Source organism: Streptomyces sp. NPDC017991 (genome assembly GCF_044328075.1).
GTDB lineage: Bacteria > Actinomycetota > Actinomycetes > Streptomycetales > Streptomycetaceae > Streptomyces.
This window is the reverse complement of sequence record NZ_JBIRGP010000012.1, coordinates 51,083-69,396: the sequence shown is the minus strand read 5'-3', so window position 1 is coordinate 69,396 and position 18,314 is coordinate 51,083. Positions and strand designations below refer to the sequence as shown.

At 70.1% G+C, this 18,314-nt stretch carries 15 protein-coding genes; 8 read left to right on the top strand and 7 right to left on the bottom strand.

What is annotated here, in order from left to right; all coding sequences use genetic code 11:
* Positions 1–56: 56 nt before the first annotated feature.
* Positions 57–2,465 carry a beta-L-arabinofuranosidase domain-containing protein gene (locus ACH4DZ_RS31120; RefSeq protein WP_398290736.1) on the bottom strand — a complete coding sequence of 803 codons (2,409 nt, stop codon included), beginning with the start codon at positions 2,463–2,465 and terminating at the stop codon, positions 57–59.
* Positions 2,466–2,763: 298 nt separating this feature from the next.
* Between ACH4DZ_RS31120 and ACH4DZ_RS31115 the strand changes: the two genes are divergently transcribed.
* Both ACH4DZ_RS31115 and ACH4DZ_RS31110 read left to right on the top strand, forming a co-directional pair.
* Positions 2,764–3,210: an SRPBCC family protein gene (locus ACH4DZ_RS31115; RefSeq protein ID WP_398290735.1), complete on the top strand. Its 447-nt coding sequence runs from the start codon at positions 2,764–2,766 to the stop codon at positions 3,208–3,210.
* Positions 3,211–3,283: 73 nt separating this feature from the next.
* Positions 3,284–3,643 carry a DUF6204 family protein gene (locus ACH4DZ_RS31110; RefSeq protein WP_398290734.1) on the top strand — a complete coding sequence of 120 codons (360 nt, stop codon included), beginning with the start codon at positions 3,284–3,286 and terminating at the stop codon, positions 3,641–3,643.
* Positions 3,644–3,663: 20 nt separating this feature from the next.
* Here ACH4DZ_RS31110 and ACH4DZ_RS31105 read toward each other — a convergent pair whose 3' ends face one another.
* Positions 3,664–4,218: a hypothetical protein gene (locus tag ACH4DZ_RS31105; RefSeq protein ID WP_398290733.1), complete on the bottom strand. Its 555-nt coding sequence runs from the start codon at positions 4,216–4,218 to the stop codon at positions 3,664–3,666.
* A gap of 451 nt (positions 4,219–4,669) precedes the next feature.
* On the opposite strand from ACH4DZ_RS31105, the gene ACH4DZ_RS31100 reads away from it, so the two are divergent.
* Both ACH4DZ_RS31100 and ACH4DZ_RS31095 read left to right on the top strand, forming a co-directional pair.
* Positions 4,670–4,897, top strand: a complete 228-nt coding sequence (locus ACH4DZ_RS31100; RefSeq protein ID WP_398290732.1) for a DUF397 domain-containing protein — start codon at positions 4,670–4,672, stop codon at positions 4,895–4,897.
* Between the two features lie 108 nt (positions 4,898–5,005).
* Positions 5,006–5,926: a helix-turn-helix domain-containing protein gene (locus tag ACH4DZ_RS31095; RefSeq protein WP_398290731.1), complete on the top strand. Its 921-nt coding sequence runs from the start codon at positions 5,006–5,008 to the stop codon at positions 5,924–5,926.
* Between the two features lie 32 nt (positions 5,927–5,958).
* Here the strand turns inward: ACH4DZ_RS31095 and ACH4DZ_RS31090 are convergent, their stop codons facing one another.
* On the bottom strand, positions 5,959–6,777 hold the full coding sequence (locus tag ACH4DZ_RS31090) for an SAM-dependent methyltransferase (RefSeq protein ID WP_398290730.1): 819 nt from the start codon (positions 6,775–6,777) through the stop codon (positions 5,959–5,961).
* Between the two features lie 412 nt (positions 6,778–7,189).
* The gene (locus ACH4DZ_RS31085) at positions 7,190–8,125 is read right to left on the bottom strand and encodes a MerR family transcriptional regulator (RefSeq protein ID WP_398290729.1); all 936 of its coding nucleotides are present in this window, start codon (positions 8,123–8,125) and stop codon (positions 7,190–7,192) included.
* 91 nt (positions 8,126–8,216) lie between these two features.
* Between ACH4DZ_RS31085 and ACH4DZ_RS31080 the strand changes: the two genes are divergently transcribed.
* Positions 8,217–9,752 (top strand): alpha/beta hydrolase, encoded by a 1,536-nt coding sequence (locus tag ACH4DZ_RS31080; protein WP_398290728.1) that lies wholly within the window; start codon positions 8,217–8,219, stop codon positions 9,750–9,752.
* A 13-nt stretch (positions 9,753–9,765) separates the two neighbouring features.
* On the opposite strand, the gene ACH4DZ_RS31075 is transcribed toward ACH4DZ_RS31080, so the two are convergent.
* Positions 9,766–10,536: a response regulator gene (locus ACH4DZ_RS31075; RefSeq protein WP_398290727.1), complete on the bottom strand. Its 771-nt coding sequence runs from the start codon at positions 10,534–10,536 to the stop codon at positions 9,766–9,768.
* A 108-nt stretch (positions 10,537–10,644) separates the two neighbouring features.
* Here ACH4DZ_RS31075 and ACH4DZ_RS31070 point away from each other — a divergent pair, with 108 nt between their 5' ends.
* From ACH4DZ_RS31070 to ACH4DZ_RS31060, 3 genes are all read left to right on the top strand, one after another.
* On the top strand, positions 10,645–12,252 hold the full coding sequence (locus tag ACH4DZ_RS31070; protein WP_398290726.1) for an ATP-binding protein: 1,608 nt from the start codon (positions 10,645–10,647) through the stop codon (positions 12,250–12,252).
* Complete coding sequence (locus ACH4DZ_RS31065) at positions 12,249–13,454, top strand: PP2C family protein-serine/threonine phosphatase (RefSeq protein WP_398290725.1); 1,206 nt, start codon at positions 12,249–12,251, stop codon at positions 13,452–13,454. The genes ACH4DZ_RS31070 and ACH4DZ_RS31065 overlap by 4 nt, the downstream gene beginning before the upstream one ends.
* A 168-nt stretch (positions 13,455–13,622) precedes the next feature.
* Complete coding sequence (locus tag ACH4DZ_RS31060) at positions 13,623–14,309, top strand: beta-glucanase (protein WP_398290724.1); 687 nt, start codon at positions 13,623–13,625, stop codon at positions 14,307–14,309.
* 48 nt (positions 14,310–14,357) lie between these two features.
* Here the strand turns inward: ACH4DZ_RS31060 and ACH4DZ_RS31055 are convergent, their stop codons facing one another.
* Entirely contained in the window at positions 14,358–16,724 is a 2,367-nt protein-coding gene (locus tag ACH4DZ_RS31055) for an AbfB domain-containing protein (RefSeq protein WP_398290723.1), read from the bottom strand.
* A 253-nt stretch (positions 16,725–16,977) separates the two neighbouring features.
* The gene (locus ACH4DZ_RS31050; RefSeq protein WP_398290722.1) at positions 16,978–17,919 is read right to left on the bottom strand and encodes a TauD/TfdA dioxygenase family protein; all 942 of its coding nucleotides are present in this window, start codon (positions 17,917–17,919) and stop codon (positions 16,978–16,980) included.
* Positions 17,920–18,314 lie beyond the last annotated feature (395 nt).

The window sequence follows — 18,314 nt, the reverse complement described above, 5'->3', positions numbered from 1 at the left end:
CGCGCGGAGCCGAGCGGTTCTCTTTTGAACCGCTCGGTATCGGCCGGGGGTCCAGGTCAGGCGAACTGCCACAGGTGGTCGTCGGTGCCGTTGTCCTCGAATTGGACGACATGGGCGCTGTTCTGCGTCGACATGCCGTCCACTCCCAGGACCTTCCCGCTGTGCTTGTTGCGGATCAGGAACCAGCCGTTCCCCGCGTCGGCGAACTGCCACAGGTGGTCGTCTGTCCCGTTGTCCTCGAACTGCACGACGTGCGCGCTGTTCTGCGTGGACATGAGGTCGACGCCCAGGACCTTCCCGCTGTGGCCGTTGCGGACAAGGGACCACCCGTCGTCCCGGCCCAGGACCTGCCAGGCATGGTCCCCGGTCCCCGAGTTGTCGAACTGCACCACATGGGCGCTGTTCCCGGTGGACATGCCCTCCACGGCGAGCACCTTCCCGCTGTGCTTGTTACGGATCCGCCGGTACGGGGCCTCGGGCTGCCAGGGTGTGCCGTCGGGGGAGGCGGTCGGAAAGGACGCGATGCGGAGCCGGGCCGCGCCCATGGGGATCAGCGTGACCTGCTCCACCGCACCAGAGGACCGGGCCGGGCTCTGCTGGAGCGGAGCCACCACATGCTCGTCGTCGGCGATCCACTCGGGGACCCGGCGTGCCTCCGCCGTGATCGAGACGGGGACGGCCGACTGCGTGAACGGATTCGCGGGGACCGGTCCCGGAACGCGGTGCACCACCAGACTCCCGCCGGGCACCAGCCCGTAGTTCCAGGGGGTCGTGGCATGTACCTCGTACTCGGGGAAGGCCGTGTCGCCGCCGTAGCGGGCGTATCTCTCACCGATGCGCAGTGCGTAGCTGAGCGGACCGTGGCTCACACCGACCGAGTCCCGGTTGCCGGGCCAGGTGTGCACGGTCGTGCTCTGCGGCAGACGCAGGGAGACACGGTCGCCGTCGGCCCATGTGCGTTCCACCCGTACGAAAGCCGGTCCGCCCCGCGCCGGCACGCTCTTCCCGTTGACCTGGAGGCGGGGCGCCGCGCACCAGCCGGGTATCCGCAGCAGGAGTGGGAAGCGGACGGAACGCGGAGCCGAGACGACGAAGTCGACCGTCTCGCCGAACGGGTAGTCGGTGGTCTCGGTGAGGGTGACCGTCGTGCCCCCTGCGACCTCTGTCGTGACCCGGCAGGCCGCGTACATGGCCGCGGCGAGACCGCCGTCCGGTGTGCCGAGCCAGAGTTCCTCGGCGAAGTAGGGCCATCCCATGCCGTAGTTGTGCGGACAGCAGCGGTACTGGTCGATACCGGGCTGGAAGGACTGCATGGCGAAGCCGTTCTGGAACTGCCCCTGCGTCTTGCGGGAGTTGTCCAGATCGACACTGTTGGCGCTGGTCACGTAGTGCACTCCCTTGCCCTCGGGGTCCAGGGACGCGGGCAGCATGTTGAAGGCCAGCTCCTCGCACCGGTCCGCCCAGAGCGGATCGCCGGTGACGCGCGTGAGCAGTTCGTGGCTGGCCATGAACTCGACGACGCCGCAGGTCTCGAAGCCCTGCCGGGGATCGCCGAAACCGGGCCGGATGTTCTCGTCGCCCGCGAAGCCCCCACCGGCGAACTGACCGTGCGCCGCGAGGAGTTCCGCGTACGTGCGGTAGCTGGCGCGAGTGTGCTCCGCCGAGCCGGAGCGCTGCGCGTACTGGGCCGGTTCGCGAAAACCCTGCGCGATGTCGACGTTGTGGGCGTTCGGCAGCGCGCCGGTCCAGTCGGCACCCCATGTGTGCATCTTGTCGACCAGGTCGAGGAGGAAGGGCTCGGGCGTCCGGCGGTGCAGCCACAGGGCGATGTCCATGCAGTCGCCCCACCGCTGCGACACCCAGCTGGTGTCGAAGGCGCCCTTGCCCTGCGTGTTCATGTACCGGAGGAACCTGGTGAGGAAGGGGGCGACGCGGGTGTCCCCGGTGAACTCCTCGAAGCTGCGCAGCGCTTGCAGGAGCGGGAGGAAGGGCCAGAAGTCGGGTCCGCCGTTGAGTGCGGTCCGCAGCGCGCGCGGTCCGAAGAAGCCGTCGCTCTGCTGGGTGGCGAGAATCGCGTCGATCCAGCGCCGCGCCCGGTCCAGCGCGACGGCGTCGCGGGTGGCGACGGCCAGCGGCACGTAACCGCGCAGCCAGTACGGCAGTTCCTCCCAGGCGTTGTTCTCGGGATGGACCCAGCCGCTCGTGGCGAAGTCCAGGAAGTGGGACTTCTCGGTGAGACGCCCGCAGAGTCCGTCCAGTTGGAGCCGCAGCTGACCGGCCAGCCAGCCACGCGGGACGATGCTGCCCGGTCTCAGCCGGAGGAAGGCGTCGGCGGCCACGTCGTCGGCCGCCGCGGCGGTCACCCGGGGTGTGGCGGCGGCGACGGGTCCGGTGTTCATCAGGGGTGTGCCCGCACCGAGCGCGAGGCTGCCGGTGCGCAGCAGGTGGCGTCTGTTGATCGGCATGTCACTGCTTCCTGTTGGGGGAGAGGAAGTGGCCACGGACGGCTGCCGGGAAGGACGGGCGGGCGTCGGCCGTGAGCGGCGGAACCGCAGCTGTACAACGTTGGAAAGGTGACGTGCGGCATCACAGCACGGCGTACGGCGGCTGTCCAGAGAAATGACAAGGACATGCCCGTCCTGTCGTGCCAGCGGAGCCGGGTGCGGCGACGTATGGTTGAGCCGCCTGTTCTGACGTGTGGACCTGCGGCCTCGGCTGCGCCCGACCTCCTGCCGCCGGCCACCGCCATCCCCGGGAGCGTTCATGGGTACCCAGTTCGAGGCCACTGTCGACATCGACCGTCCGATCGACGAGGTCTTCGCCTTCCTTGCCGCCGGCACCAACGATCCGAAGTTCAGCCCCCGCGTGCAGAAGATCGAGAAGAAGCCGGAAGGGCCGACGGCTGTCGGCACGATCTTTCGCAGCACGGTCAAGGACGCCGGCATGAAGACGGGCCGGGAGTTCGAGATCACCGAACTCGTCTCCCCGAGCAGGATCCGCTGGAGCGAGCGGTCACGGAACCTGGTCACCGCGGCCGACGGCGGTTACGACCTGGAGCCGGCGCCGAGCGGCGGAACCCGCGTCCGTATCTTCAACGTGCTGGAGGGCCACGGCGTCGGCAAGTTGCTGCTGCCCCTCGCGGCCGGCGCGGCGCGTAAGGACGCCCCTGCCTTCGGGCGGCGCATCAAGGCGGCGGTGGAGTCCTCCTGAGTCCGCCGGCCTCGCGGGCACGCGCGCAGAAATGCAGTGGAACGCCACCCGCGCGGCTCGTTAAGGTCGCCCGATGAGTACTCGTACCTTCCGCATCACCGTTCGAGGCGTCTTCGACGGGCTCGGCGCCGATCAGCGGGCCGCCCTGCTGGCCGACGCCGCCCCGCATGACGTGCTGCGCGCGGCCTTCACCCCGGAAGGGCACCTGAGCTACGACATCGCCGCACGGTCCGCCTTCACCTTCCGCTTTCTGGACGCGGGGGAAGAGGAGGAGGACATCCTCGACGCGACCGAACGTGCCGAGAAGGCGGCCGAGGCCTGGCTGACGGCACACGGATACGGCTTCAAGAACCTGCGGTCCACCGCGGAGGACCTCTCACAGGCCCCGCTGGGCAAGCGGCAGCGGCGCGAGGCGGCTCGGAAGTACACCTGACCGGACAGCGAGCCGCTCGTTCAGCAGGTCTGTCTGCCCAGCGTGCGAGCGAGTTCCGTCGTCGCGTGCGCGATCTCCGTGTCGTCCTCCGACACCAGCACGTCGAGCGCGCCCCGATGGGCATGGACGGCCTCCCTCGCCGCACGCTCCCACACGGCGGGGTTCTCCCGGTGGTTGAGCAGCTTCGGGTAGGCGTCCGCGATGCTCTCCCACTGCCGGGTGTCGGCGATGTTCTTGAGCAGGTGCAGGATCCGCGCCCGGCAGGTCACCTGGGGCAGCTGGGCGAGCTCCCAGAGGAAGGGGACCGTGGCGGCGGTCGCCTGCTCCACGACGAAGCCGTACTGGCAGACGCGTTCTCGCAGTTCCTTGAGGGCCGTCGCCGCGGTCTTCGCGTCGCCCCAGGCGACACTGCTGAGGAGCAGGGGGATGGCGGTCGCGCAGCCCGTGGAGTCCCGCATCTCGCTCCAGGAGATGTGGCTCATGGCGGTCAGCGGCGTTGTCGACGCCTTTCCCGTCCGGGCCAGTTCTTGCCCTCGCTGCCCGGTCCTCGGCTGCTGCGGCGGAACGCTATGCATGGGGTAAGGCCTTTCCGGCGTGTCGTATCGGTGGGAGGGCGAGGGGGGCGAGTCCGTCCGGAGCGGGGATCCGGAGGGACGTACCGCGCCCCAGGTGTCCACGGATGTAGTCGAATCCCGATACGACTGCCCCGCCGGCCATCAGAGGCGGTCGCGCCGGAAGTCCCGTGAACCTGTCCAGGCCGCCTGCCGGCGATGCGGTCGGCCGCAGCGACGGGGGTTCTGGACGCGCAGGTGACAACACGTCATCTCCCTGATGTGACGTCAGGACGCAATGCCCTGGCTGGGGTTGTCGGCGCTGCAGTTATTATCCACACTGAACACGGTCGTGTGCAATTGCACGCGAAATTGCGTGAAGTTTGGCCGAAGACGCACGGCACCAGGTCGAGGGCTGCCGGGCTGCCGGCTCGACTCGGTGGCGGGGCAACAACGGGAACGGCGAGGAGACGCGGTGCCACAGGTGGAGAACGGGATGCGAGCCAGCTCGCTGGACGTCAGCTGGACCAAGAGCCGGCACAGCAATGCCGAGGGGAACTGCGTCGAGGTCGCCCGGATCGACGGGGGCGTCGCCGTGCGCAACTCCCGTGATCCCGAGGGGCCCGCGCTCGTCTACACGTCCGCCGAACTGGCGGCCTTCCTGGCGGGAGCCAAGGACGGCGAGTTCGACCATCTGCTGTGAGCCGCCGTTCAGCGGCCCAACTCGCCGACCCCTGACGGGGGATGGGATGCCGCGCGGTCCGGTGCGATACTGTTGCCGTCCTTGTGCCGGGTTGCGGGGGAGTCGAAGATGGTCGCCGAGTCGCCGCGCGTCGCACGGCTCGAATCCTATCTGGAGCGTTCCGAGCCGGCTCCCACTCTGCTGAAGATGCTGGTCGGCGTCCAGCTCTCGGGATTCCGGGAGGACGCCGGCCTCGCTCAGGACCAGGCCGCGCGCTCCCTGGGCTTCAGCGGCGCCAAGCTCTCACGCATCGAGTCGGGCAAGGGCCGCAAGCCGCCGTCCGAGACCGATGTACGCGCCCTGCTGCGGTTGTACGGCACCGACGAGTACGAGGGCTCGGTGCTCCTCAAGCTGCTGCACCGGGCCGGCGAACCCGGCTGGTGGCAGCGTTACGACAAGCGCCTCATGCCCGAGTGGTTCGAGCGGCTGGTTGGCCTCCAGGAAGCGGCCGCCGCCATCCGGACCTTCGAGATCCAGTACGTGCCCGGCCTGCTGCAGATGCCGGCCTACACCCGGGCCGTGGTGGAACGGGGCCTGCCGAACGCGCCGGCCGCCGAGGTGCACCGCAGGGTCGAACTGCGGATGCACCGCGCCCAGTTGCTGAACCGCGAGGACGCCCCGCAGCTGTGGGCCGTAATCGACGAGTCCGTCCTGCTGCGGGTACTGGGCAGCCGGGAAGCCATGCGCGAGCAGCTCGCCCACCTCGTCGACATGGCTCAGCGACCCCACGTCGTCCTGCAGATCGTGCCCCTGGACGTCACGAACGCCTCGGCGCCCGCCATACCGATCACCTATCTGAGGTTCGGCGGACTCGACCTGCCGGACGTCGTCTATCTGGAGCACATCAGAAGCGCCCACTTCCTTGAGGACCGCGACGAGACCGAGGAGTACCGGCTCACGCTCGACCGGCTGGCCGACGAGGCATTGACGCCACGTGACTCCCTGGAGATGCTGCGGACCACGATGGAGCAGCGGTACGGGTCCGACTGAGACGGCGCCCGACTAGATACGGCCCCCGACTGCTAGGGAAGCCGGCCCAGGCCGCCGAACTCGATCCATTCCTGCGAGAGTTGCCGCGTCCGCACCTCACTGTCGGGGCGCCAGGTGGAGACCTCGACCAGTCCCGGCTCCAGGATCTCCATGCCGCCGAACAGTGCTGCCACGTCCTTCTCCTGGCGTACGCGTCCCCAGTGGCCCTGCGTCGCCTGGTCCATGAAGCCGGTGACGAAGTCCCGGACCTCGGCGTCCTCGCTGACCAACTGGCAGATCACCATGAAGCTGCCGGGCGCGAGCCGCTCGGTGACGCGCCCCACCACGGCCTGCGGGCCGTCGGTGTCACTGTCGGGGATGCAGTGGAAGACCGAGTTGAACAGCGCGGCGACCGGCTGTGAGAAGTCGATCAGACGCTGGGTGTCGGGATGGGAGAAGATCTCTTCGGTGTTGCGCATGTCCGCGTGGATGACCGCGGTGCGGTCGTTCTGCTCCAGCAGCGCCCGGCCGTGGACGAGCACCATGGGGTCGTTGTCGACGTAGACCACGCGGGTGTCGGGGTCGATGCTCTGCGCCACCTGGTGCACGTTGTCCTGGGTGGGGAGACCGGATCCGTGGTCCAGGAACTGCCGGATTCCGTAGTCCGTCGCCAGCGTCCGGACGACCCGCTGCAGGAAGCGCCGGTTGTTGAGGGCGAGCCGACGGGTGCTGGGCACGACCTTGTCGAGCTCTTCGCAGGCGGCGCGGTCCGCGGAGTAGTTGTCCTTGCCGCCCAGATAGTGGTCGTACATGCGGGCGGCCGTCGGAACAGTGGCGTCGATCTTCTTGGACAGCGGCCTGTCGGTGTTCATGGTTCCCCCGGCTCGATCGGCACCAGCTGCATCCGTAACAGGGAATACATCTTAGGGAGTTGGCGTTTGCGGCGGCCAGCCTGTTGCCGAACCAGGCCTTCGAATGAACAAGTCGGTCATGTGTCCGACGATCACGGGGTCGGCCATCGGCGCGCCCCCGCGCACCACATCTCCCTGCGCCACCTGCACAAGCCGTTCCACGCCGAAGGGCGCACCTGCGCCGCCTGGATCCGCGAACGCCGCCTGGAGCCGTGCCGGCGTGATCTGGCCGACCCCGCCCTGTCCGATCGCCCGATCCGCGCGATCGCGGCCCGGGGGGCACCAGCCCGGCGTATTTCAGCCAGGCATTCCGCAGGGCCCACGGCCTCTCGCCGCGCCAGTACCGCCGGCGGAGCACAACGGCGTACGGGGATCAGGCCGCCGCCACGCTCGTGGTCAACGCCTCACGGAGCCAGCGGTCGGCCCCGCCGAGGGTCGGACCGGGCGTCAACTCCGCCGCCAGTTGCCAGTAGCGGGCCATCACCGGGTGATCCGCCACGGCGAGGCGAGCCGTGAGGGCGCGGCGGAAAGCGGGGCTGTCCCGGGTACCGGAGTCGCGGGCGTGGGCGGCGACGTAACAGTCCAGTGCCTCGCCCGGACCCGGGGCGCGGTCGACGCGCAGGGCGGCGGCCACCAGGAGGTACGCCTCGTGCAGACCGTCGTAGAGCAGGTCCGGGTGTGCGGCGGTGGCGGGCCGGTGGGACACGAGGCAGCCATCGCTGGCGGCCGTCGCCAAGGCGTGGATGCGGGCGAAGGCGAGGACCTGGTCCGGAGCCGGGTCGGCCGGGGGCTGCGGGACGGCCGCCTCGGTGACGGCGCCCCGCAGCCGGGCGGAGAGGCGGACCGGCAACACCCGGCGCCAGTAGTGCGCGAGGGCGGAGGTGCTGGGCGGGACACCGACCGCCCCGATCAGCTCCAGCCGCTCCGCGAGCCGCTCCGGGTCGCCGTCGTGCACCGCCCGCAGCGCGGCCTCGCGCCAGCGCAGGGCGGCGAGTTCGCTGCCGAGGTCGGCCAACCGGCGTACCACCACGGCCTCCAGGGTGTCGCCGCGGTCGAGGACCCGCCCGATCTCCGGGACGGGCACGCCGAGCGAGCGCAGCGCGCGGATCATGCGCAGCCGCTCCGGCGCCTCAGAACCGTAACGCCGGTGGCCGCCGCTGCTGCGCGAGGCTTCGGGCAGCAGGCCCCGGTCGGAGTAGAAGCGGACGGTCTTGACCGTGGTGCGCGCCTGCGCGGCGAGTTCGCCGATGCTCAGGGTGCCGTTCATGCCGTTCATGCCGTTCATGCCGCTCGTGTCGTCGGGTGGCAAGGGTTGAACCTCCCTCAGGGGGAGTTCCTAGGTTAGCCAGGGCGGTGGCCGACCAGGACGGTCGGCCACCATGAACCCCCTGGAGGTACCGATGTCCGTGTTCATCCTGGTCTCGGGCCCGTTCACCGACGGACGGATCTGGAGCGAAGTGGTCGGGCGGCTGCGCGAGTCGGGCGCCCCGGCGCACCCGGTGTCGCTGAGCACGCAGCCCGAGGCCGATCTGGAGACGCATGTGGAGGACGTGGTCCGGCTCATCGATTCCCTCGGTCCGTCCGCTTCCCCCGATCCGTCGGGGGAGGTGGTGCTGGTCGGCCACGACTACGCCATCCACCCCGTCCTGGGTGCGGCGGACCGCCGCCCGGAACGGGTCGCACGGGTCGTGCACCTGGACGCCGGGATGCCGCAGGACGGCGACGCGGCTCTCGCCCTGGTGCCGGACCCGTCGGTCCATGAACTACTGCGCGCGGACGGCGATACCGGGCCGGTCCCGCCACCGGAGCCGGCGCACTGGCAGCGTTGGGGCAGCACGGAGGGCCTGTCGGCGCGGCACCTGGAGCTGCTGAGCCGGCTGGCGGCCCCGCAGCCACCGCGCACGCTGACCCGGCCCCTGCGACTGACCGGCGCCGCCGCGGCCGTGCCCACCACCGGAATCCTGTGCACGGCCAGCGGGACGACCGTGGAACTGGTCGAGGCGCTGGTACGCACCGGTCCGCCGCACCTGCGGAAGCTGGCCGATCCGAAGGTGGGCTTCTTCGAACTGGCCACCGGCCACTGGCCGATGCTCTCCTGCCCGGACGAACTGGCCGGGACACTGCTCCGCGCGGCCGCCGACGAGGGGCGCCGGCTGACCGTACCCGAGGACGAGTCCTCGTCCGTCCGGCCCTTTCTGCTCGACACTGCGGAGCGCCCGCGGGTACGCAAGGGGAGGGTGGACCTGCACCTGCCGGAGACGGAAGCGGGGGAGACCGGGGGAGAGGGAGAAGCGGGAGGCCCCCGGCCCGCGGTGCTGTTCGTGCACGGCGGGCCCGTGCCCCCGGACCTCGTCCCGGCGCCGCGCGACTCGCCGTTCTACCTCGGCTACGCCCGCTACACGGCGAGCCTCGGCGCGGTGGGCGCCGTCGTGGAGCACCGTCTGCACGGCATCACCGACTACGCGCGCGCGGCGGACGACGTGGCGGAGGCGGTCGACCTGCTGCGGGCCGACCCCCGGGTGGACCCGGAGCGCATCGCCCTGTGGATCTTCTCCGGAGCCGGACTGCTCGCCGCGGACTGGATCACCGCGCCGCCGCCGTGGCTGCGCTGCCTGGCTCTCACCTACCCGATCCTGGCCCCGCTGCCGGGCTGGGGCGCGGTCGGCCCGCGCTTCGGCCCGGTCGGCGCGCTGCACGCCGCCGCCGGAATCCTGCCGCCCGTCGTCCTCACCCGGGCGGGCCTGGAGACGCCGCAGATCGCCGCCACGGTCCGGGAGTTCGAGACCGCGGCGAAGGAGACGAACGCCCCGGTCGAGATCATCGACGTCCCGCACGGCCGCCACGGCTTCGAGACCGACGAACCGACGGACGAGTCGCGCGAGGCCGTGGTCCGGGCCGTGCGCACGGTGCTCGCCCATCTGGCCCGGCCGTCGTGACGCGTGCCACGGTTCAGGGGCGGGGCCGGGCGGCGGTGTCGAGGTAGAAGGCGTCGATGCTCTGGACGGCCTGCTCGAACTCGTCGAGGTTGACGGGCTTCGTCACGTAGGCGTTGGCATGGCTGCTGTACGCGCCCGTGACGTCGTCCGGAGCGGTGGACGTCGTCAGGACGACCACGGGGATCGTCTGGAGGTCGTCATCGGACTTGAGGACCTTCAGCAGGTCGCGGCCGTTCATCCGCGGCATGTTCAGGTCGAGGACGATGAGGTCGGGTCGCGGGGTGCCCGGCGTCCGCAGGTGCTCCAGCGCGGCGACTCCGTCGGTGACCTGGACCAGATTGCGGGCCCCGCGCTCGGAGAGGGCTTCCTCGATGAGCATGGCGTCGGCCATGTCGTCCTCGACGAGCAGGACGTCGAAGGGGCGGGCGGGGGTGGTCATTGTCGGTTGCTCCGTGGGTTTCTCGTTGGAGTGGTGGAAGAGCCCGGGCCAGCGGCGCCGGGCTCCCTGCCGGGTCATGCCGCAGGCGGCGCCGATCTGCGGGTATCCGGCACCCGCGCGTGCGGCGGCCACGGCCGCGTCCTGCTGGAGTCGTTCACTGGCCTGCTTGAGATGATCCAGCACGTGCAGCAGGGCCAGGGCTTGTGCCGGGTCGTCCGATGCGGGGGACGACGGGGCTTCCACCAGCCGGCGGGCGAGGCGCTGCGCAAGATCGCCGACCGTCGCGTCCGCGATGGTGGCGGTCTCCTGCGGAGTGATCCGCAGTGCGAAGTCCTTGCCTGGCATACCCGGCACTCTAGGTCCCCGAGGAGGCCCGCGACAACAAGGGTTGTCGCCCTCTAAAGTGTGCTGGCCAAACAAGCAAGGCGACAGTCACAGCGAGGAGCCCACAGAATGACCGGCGATGAGAGGCAATCGCGTACGCGAGGGCTTTCCGCGTGGACGACCAGGCGGTGGCTTCGTGTAGGGGTGGCCGCGTCCCTGGTGGTTCTGGCCGTGCTCGGGGCAGCGGGCGCCTACGTCCTGGGGCGGACCGAAACGCTCAGCAGCGACCTCGTGGACGTGCGCTCGCCCGCGCTGACCGTCTCGATACGCCTGGAAGCGGCCGTGCTCAACCAGGAGACCGGGATCCGCGGCTACGGACTCACCGGCACGAAGGCCTTCATCACCCCCTACGAGGAGGGGGTGACCGAGGAGAAGGCGAACCGTGAGCAGCTCGCCGCGCTGCTGCGGGCCAACCCCGCACGCCTGAAGGACCTGAAGACCGTGCGGGACGCCGTGACGAGGTGGCAGGAGAGGATCGCCCGGCCCGTCGCCGCCGAGCCGGCCGGTTCACCCTCACCGCTGGCCACCGAACGGGCCGCGGAGGGCAAGGCCCTGTTCGACGATGTTCGTACCGCCCTCAGCAGCCAGCAGGAACGGCTGCGTGCGGACCGTGTTCAGGCGAGGGACGACCTGATGTCCACGATGGCCCTGCGCAACTGGGTGTTCAGCGCCATCGCGGTGCTCATCGTCGTCCTCACGGCGTTGATCTTCGAAGGGCTGCGCCGCGGCATCAACAGGCCCCTGGAGCAGCTCGGCGCGGACGCCCGCGCGATCGCCGGCGGTGACTTCGAGCACCCCATCGCCCCCACCGGCCCCGCGGATCTGCGGCGCCTCAGCAGCGAGATCGACTTCATGCGCCGGCGTCTCGTGCGGGAACTGGCCTTCAGCGAGGAGACACGGCTGCGGTTGGACGCGCAGACCGCGGACCTCCAGCGTTCCAACGCCGAGCTGGAACAGTTCGCGTACGTGGCCTCCCACGACCTGCAGGAGCCGCTGCGCAAGGTCTCCAGCTTCACCCAGCTCCTCCAGCGGCGCTACGGAGGGCAGCTCGACAGCCGTGCCGACCAGTACATCGACTTCGCGGTCGACGGGGCGAACCGCATGCAGATCCTCATCAACGACCTGCTCGACTTCTCCCGGGTCGGGCGGCTGCACAACGCCCATCAGAGCGTCGACCTGGACGAGGTGCTGGAACGGACCCTGTCCACGATGAGCGTCGGTATCGAGGAGGCCGGAGCGATGATCACCCACGATCCGCTGCCGACCCTGGTGGCGGACCCCACCCAGCTGGGCATGCTCTGGCAGAACCTGATCGGCAACGCCGTCAAGTTCCGGCGCCCGGGCGAAACGCCGAAGATCCATGTCACGGCGGACCGGGAGGGCGACCTGTGGCGGTTCACCGTCACCGACAACGGCATCGGCATCGCCCCGGAGTACGCCGACAAGATCTTCGTGATCTTCCAGCGGCTGCACACCAAGGACACCTACTCGGGCAGCGGGATCGGCCTCGCGATGTGTAAGAAGATCGTCGAGTTCCACGGCGGCACCATCTCCGTCGACCCGGCCTACCACGACGGCGCCCGCATCACCTTCACCCTCGCGCCCCGGCCGCCGGAGAGCCCCGGCGCGGGCACCACACCGGAGGCCACCCGCGCGGAGGCGGAGCAGGCACGATGACCGGATCCACGACGGCCGCCACGGGCGCGGCCTCCGACAAGCCGATGTACCGCATTCTCCTGATCGAGGACGACCCGGGCGACGCCCTGCTCGTGGAGGAACTCCTGCACGACACCGGGCTGCGGTTCACGCTGACCACCCGGACCACGCTGGCCGAGGCGCGCACCGAACTGGCCGGCGCCCCGATCGACTGCATCTTCCTCGACCTGCACCTGCCTGACGTGTCGGGCATCGACGCGGTCACCGCCGTCCGGGGGTTCGCCCCGCATACCGCGGTGATCGTTCTGACCGGGCTGTCCGAGGACCGGGCGGGTACCGACGCCATGGCGGCCGGAGCCCAGGACTACCTCGTCAAGGGCAAGGTCGAGGCGGACCTCCTGCAGCGGACCCTGCGCTACGCCGTCTACCGGAGCGAGACCGAACGGGCGAGCGCCGCGGCCCAGGCCGCTCAGCTGCGGGCGGAGGAGAACGCCCGTCTGGAACGCGGTCTGCTGCCGCAGCCGATCCTCGACACCTCCACGGTCAGAGTGACGTCCCGCTACCTGCCCGGTGCCACGATGGCCCTGCTCGGCGGGGACTTCCTCGACGTGGTCGAAGGAGACGACGGGCTGCTGCACGCCGTGGTCGGAGACGTCAGCGGGCACGGCCCCGACGCCGCCGCACTCGGTGTCTGCCTGCGCATCGCCTGGCGCTCCCTCGTGCTCGGCGGGCACCGCGGGGACGACCTGCTGCACCTGATGGAACGCATCCTCATGGCCGAACGCGGCAGCCAGCAGCTGTTCGCCACCTGCACCCTGCTCACGCTCGACCAGGAAGCCGCCACCGCGACCCTCCACCTCGCCGGCCACCACGAACCTCTTCTCACCGCACCCGAGGGGACCTGGGAGGTGACCGCCGCGCACGGCATCGCGCTGGGTATAGTCCCGGGAGTCCACAGCTGGCCCTCCACGGTCATCCCGCTCCCGGCCTCCGGCGCTCTGACCCTCTACACCGACGGCCTGACCGAAGGACACAACGGGGCGATGGACGAGCGGCTCGGCGTCGAGGGGCTGCTCGCGCTGATCGGGAAGCTGCCGTCGGCGGACCCGGCCGCCCATGTCGACCTCCTCATCAAGGAGACCCATGCGCTGAACGCCGGCCGGCACTCCGACGACCTGGCCGTGCTCCGCCTCGACTGGGGCGGCCGGCCCGCCCGTCCTTAGCCCGACGACGGCCCTTGTCCGCCCGAGACCCCTTCTGCGGTGGGCGAGTTCACCCGGGCGGGTTGTTTGCACGGCGGGTGGTACCGGCCGGCGCATGAGCGCCGGCCGGCCGGGGAGAAACAGACTGCGCGCATGTGTCCCTGTTCCTCCATCACAAGGAGCCGGACTGTGTCCGACGTCGTCTTCACAGCCGATTTCAGTTCGCGAAGGCAGTGGGTGGCCGGCCGCTCCTGGGCCTATCCCGAGGGCGGTCCGGTCAATCCGACCGACAACAAGCTGGACTACCTGGTCTCCGACCCGGAGTACTCCCGTAGCGGCACGTTCCGCGCCAAGCGCCGCAAGGACGGCCTGTGGAGTGCGGGCCTGCTCACCACCGAGGGGAGCGAGGACGACTTCGTGGTGCGCGCGGGGGACGTGCTGGAGGCACGGGTGCGCCTGCCCACCGAGGTGGGGGCCTGGCCGGCCATCTGGACCTGGCGGGACGGAGGCCAGGAGATCGACGTGTTCGAGTACCACCCCGACAACCCCGATCTGCTGGAGTTCTCCAACCATGTGCGGGGCGGGCACAGCTATCACCACGACGAAGCCGTGCGTCCCGGCGGTCACGTCGACCTGAGGGTGGAGTTCGGCGCCCGCTCGGTGGTCTGGTGGCTCAACGGCGCGCAGATCTTCGCCGACAGACGCGGGGTGGGGAAGAACTGGCACGCCCACCTCATCGTCAACCTGTCGGTGAGCGCCGGTCGCTACCATCCTCGCCCCGAAGCCGGGACCAAGGAGATGTCGTACGCCGTCGAGAGCCTGATCGTGCGCCGTCCGGCCGCGGAACCGCACCGGGCGGCCGAAGCGCCCTCGTGAGCGCGGGACGGGACGGTGGCCGGTCCGGCCGCCGTCCCCCGCGTGCGGTCAGGGGGCCCAGGGTGCTTCGACGGCCCAGGTGGTGTCCTCGGTGAAGGAGGCGGGGTTGTCCCAGGTGTGCGAGCCACCGGGGGTGGCCAGCCACAACTCGGCGTTGTAGTGGCGCAGATACTGCTCGGGGAAGTTGGACGCGGACAGCCGGACGCCGCCGTTCGTGCCGCGCACGGCACAGAACGTCGCGTCGGCCTGGAACACGGCTCCGCTGCCCGACTCCTTGTAGACGCGGTAGTCGCGGTGACGCAGGTACTGGCCGGGGTAGTTGCGCGACTCGAAGGAGTAGCAGGCGCTGTTGGCGAGGCCCGGCACGATCCTCCAGGTGGCGTCGCTCTTGAGCAGGGCGGCGCTGTTCGCGTCGACCACGTCGGTGTAGGCGGCCCCGTCGCGGTGCCGCAGATAGCGGTTGGTGTGGCCGGACGTGGTCACCCGCAGGGACTTGTACTGGTTCGTGGGCAGGGTGACCGGGGTGGTCGTGGCCCGGGAGGCGTCGATGAGGGCGCGGTTGGCGGCCTGGACGCGGGCGGCGTCCACCTTGACGACCTGCCGGTCATAGGTGAGGAGGCCGTTCGCCTCGTTCTCCACATCGGTGATCTCCGTGTACACGGAGGCCGAGAGCCCGGCGGGCATCCGCACCTCGCGCAGGGCGTCGAGGAGTCCCACGAAGCGGTTGTCGAGATGGGCCTGGTCCGCCTGGTCCTCGTAACTGAAGCCGCCGCCCGGATACCACTCGTGACCGGTGACCTTGAACCCCAGACCGCCGTACTCGCCGAGGACGGCGGCGCGGGTGGCGCTGGGCACGGTGGTGCCCGGACCGACATAGACATGGTGGTCGAGGACGTCGCCGTTGCCGCCGTCGACCGCGCCGCAGCAGTTGATGCCGCTCATGTTGTTCACCAGCCGCGAGGGGTCGTACGCCTTCACATGATCGGCGATACGGGCCTGGTCGTACTGCCCCCAGCCCTCGTTCTGGTCGACCCACATCACCAGGGACGGTGAGCTGCGGTGCTGGTCGATGATCCGGTCGTACTCGGCCTCCCACTGTGTGCGGGCGGCGCTGTCGGGGGTGCGGGTGTCCATGGCGGGCATGTCCTGCCACACCAGCAGCCCCAGCCTGTCCGCCCAGTAGAACCATCGCTGCGGCTCGACCTTGATGTGCTTGCGCACCATGTTGAAGCCGAGGTCCTTGTGTTTCTGCAGGTCGTACTTGAGGGCGTCGTCGGTCGGCGCGGTGTAGATGCCGTCCGGCCAGTAGCCCTGGTCGAGGGTGCCGGTCTGGAAGACGAACTTGCCGTTGAGGACGGGACGCAGGACGCCGTCGACCCGTGCGACCCCCACGGAGCGCATCCCGCTGTAGCCGCCCACGGAGTCGACGACGGTCGAACCCGAGAGCAGCTCGGCCTTCACGTCGTACAGGAACGGATCCTCGGGGGTCCACAGACGCGGATTCGGTATCGGCACGGTGATCGTGCCGCCGACCGCGCCGGTCGCGCTGCCCACCGTGGTCGAGCCGGAGGACACGGTCACCCTGGCGCTCTGCCCGGAGACACCGTCGCCCCTGACGGTGACCTTCAAGGTGCTGTTCGTGAGATCCGGCACCATGTCGAGGCGCGTGATGTGCGCCGCTGCCGTCGGCTCCAGCCACACCGTCTGCCAGATGCCGGAGGCCGCGGTGTAGAAGATGCCGCCGCCGGGGTGCGGGGTCACGTCGCTGATGCGCTGCTTGCCGACCGCCCCGATGCCCGTCTGGCTGGGGTCCCAGACGGACACGACGACGGTGTTGGTGCCGCCGTTGAGCAGACTCGTGATGTCGTACGAGAAGGAGTCGTACCCCCCGCTGTGGGTGCCGCCGGCCTGGCTGCCGTTGACCCAGACCGTCGTACGCCAGTCGCTGGCACCGAAGTTGAGCTGGACGCGGCGGCCGTTCCAGCCCGCCGGGACCGTGAAGGTGCGCTTGTACCAGAGCTTGTCGTTCTGGGTGATCCTGCGCTGGATCCCGGAGAGCGCCGACTCGGCGACGAACGGCACCCGGATCTGCTCGGAGAACGACGCGGGCTGGCCCGCGTCCGCCGAGGTGACCGCGAAGTCCCAGATGCCGTTGAGATTGGCCCAGTCGGGACGGGTGAGCTGCGGACGCGGATACTCCGGCAGCGGATTGTCGACCGATACCTGGTTGGTCCACGGGGTGGTCATGGGGGAGGGCTTGGGCGTCCACGCGGCCGGTGCGGCCTGCACGGTGCCCGTGGCGGTCAGCGCGGCCGTGCAGACCAGCGCGAGGGTGGCGAGCACGGTGGTGAGACGCCTCGCCCGCTGTCTCAGCCAGCGTGCCCACGGGTGCGGGGCCGGGGTGGTGCTGCGCATCGTGACTCCTTGGGTGTCGGGGGCAAGGACGTACACGTACGGAGGGAAGGCCGGCGGCTTGCCGTCCCGGCCTGTACAACGTTGGAAAAGGCAGTTGTTGGCATGACAGCACGACACCGAAGATCTGTACAGGTGCATGACAAGACCATGTGCGATGGGACTCGCCGCCGACCCCTGGACCCTTCTCGCCCAGGGGCCGCACGCCTTGCCCGGTACAGGCGCTCTCCCCGCTCAGTACCGTCGGTCGCCCCGCTCAGTACGGGCGGTCGCCGGCGATGGCGACGCGTTCCGCCACACGGCGGTGCGAGCCGTAGTCGTTCACCGCGTAGTGCTGGGTGGCCCGGTTGTCCCAGAAGGCGACGTCCCCGGCCTGCCAGCGGAAGCGCACCTGGTACTCCGGAACATGCGCCTGCTGTACGAGGTGGCGCAGCAGCTGGTCGCTCTCCTCGCGGGCCAGGCCGGTGATGTGCGTGGTGAAGGAGGTGTTGACGAAGAGCAGCTTCCTGCCCGTCTCCGGATGCGTGCGGACGACCGGGTGCTCCACGGGCGGGAAGGCGTCCTGGAACGGGGCGAGCCGCTCGGGGCCGTAGAAGCGGGCGAAGCCGGGGATGAAGTCGTGCACGGCGGTGGCATGGTCGATACGGTCCTTCACCTCCTGCGCGAGGTTGTCGTACGCGGCGGCCATGTCCGCCCACATGGTGTCTCCGCCGAAGGGCGGCACCTCGCGCAACTGGAGCACGGCACCGAGCGCGGGCCGCTCCCGGAAGGTGACGTCCGCGTGCCACACGTTCTCGAAGGTCGGTGTGGCGCCTGCCCCCTTGTCGAAGCGCACCACGTCCGCGCTGGAGCCGCGGGCGAGCAGGGGATTGGTCTCCAGCTCACCCCAGTTGCGGGCGAAGCCGCTCTGCTGCTCGGACGTGAGGTGCTGGGCGCGGAAGAAGAGCACCTTCCACTCCAGCAGGGCCCGGTCGAGTTCCTCGCGCAGCGCGGGGTCCAGTGGGCGGGACAGGTCGAGGCCGCGGATCTCGGCCCCGATCGTGCTCCCCTGCGGTATCAGCTCGAAGAGGTCGTAGGGGCGGGCCGGCCGGCCCTCGGGCAGGCGCCGCAGCTCGCGGACACCCTCGTAGATACCGCCCGTCGGCACGTGGGCTTCGCGCAGGATCGGCACGATGGTCTGTGGAACGGTCACGGTCATGAAGTTGCTCCTCGTTCGCATGGCTCGATGGCAGTCGCCAACAGGCGCGAGACGTGTGGTCAAGGGCGCCGCGAACGCGTGAGTGCGGTGGAGGGCTGAGGGACGAATCCGTCGTCGCCCCACCAGGAGGCGCACAGGACGAGAAGGATGTCCGGATACTCTCGGTCACCTGGGAAATGACCAGCACGACTGCACTGCGGCGCGGTGGATGTCACGGCCGGGCGGAACCCGCTAGCGGCCTGAGCGCTCGCACCCGAACCGATTCGGGACGCGCAGAGGCCCCGTCATCGTGTCGCAACAGTGCCAGGTCATGCTGATCATTGTGGGAGGCACCCTCCCAGGTGTCAATGTGCCTCCCGCGGAGGCCGCTGCTGAACGCGGCCCACCGCTCCCCA

What these genes read in the sequence shown, in the direction of transcription:
- ACH4DZ_RS31120 (WP_398290736.1), bottom strand. Translation starts at nt 2,465, where the DNA reads ATGCCGATCAACAGACGCCACCTGCTGCGCACCGGCAGCCTCGCGCTC.
- ACH4DZ_RS31115 (WP_398290735.1), top strand. Translation starts at nt 2,764, where the DNA reads ATGGGTACCCAGTTCGAGGCCACTGTCGACATCGACCGTCCGATCGAC.
- ACH4DZ_RS31110 (WP_398290734.1), top strand. Translation starts at nt 3,284, where the DNA reads ATGAGTACTCGTACCTTCCGCATCACCGTTCGAGGCGTCTTCGACGGG.
- ACH4DZ_RS31105 (WP_398290733.1), bottom strand. Translation starts at nt 4,218, where the DNA reads ATGCATAGCGTTCCGCCGCAGCAGCCGAGGACCGGGCAGCGAGGGCAA.
- ACH4DZ_RS31095 (WP_398290731.1), top strand. Translation starts at nt 5,006, where the DNA reads ATGGTCGCCGAGTCGCCGCGCGTCGCACGGCTCGAATCCTATCTGGAG.
- ACH4DZ_RS31090 (WP_398290730.1), bottom strand. Translation starts at nt 6,777, where the DNA reads ATGAACACCGACAGGCCGCTGTCCAAGAAGATCGACGCCACTGTTCCG.
- ACH4DZ_RS31080 (WP_398290728.1), top strand. Translation starts at nt 8,217, where the DNA reads ATGTCCGTGTTCATCCTGGTCTCGGGCCCGTTCACCGACGGACGGATC.
- ACH4DZ_RS31075 (WP_398290727.1), bottom strand. Translation starts at nt 10,536, where the DNA reads ATGCCAGGCAAGGACTTCGCACTGCGGATCACTCCGCAGGAGACCGCC.
- ACH4DZ_RS31070 (WP_398290726.1), top strand. Translation starts at nt 10,645, where the DNA reads ATGACCGGCGATGAGAGGCAATCGCGTACGCGAGGGCTTTCCGCGTGG.
- ACH4DZ_RS31065 (WP_398290725.1), top strand. Translation starts at nt 12,249, where the DNA reads ATGACCGGATCCACGACGGCCGCCACGGGCGCGGCCTCCGACAAGCCG.
- ACH4DZ_RS31055 (WP_398290723.1), bottom strand. Translation starts at nt 16,724, where the DNA reads ATGCGCAGCACCACCCCGGCCCCGCACCCGTGGGCACGCTGGCTGAGA.
- ACH4DZ_RS31050 (WP_398290722.1), bottom strand. Translation starts at nt 17,919, where the DNA reads ATGACCGTGACCGTTCCACAGACCATCGTGCCGATCCTGCGCGAAGCC.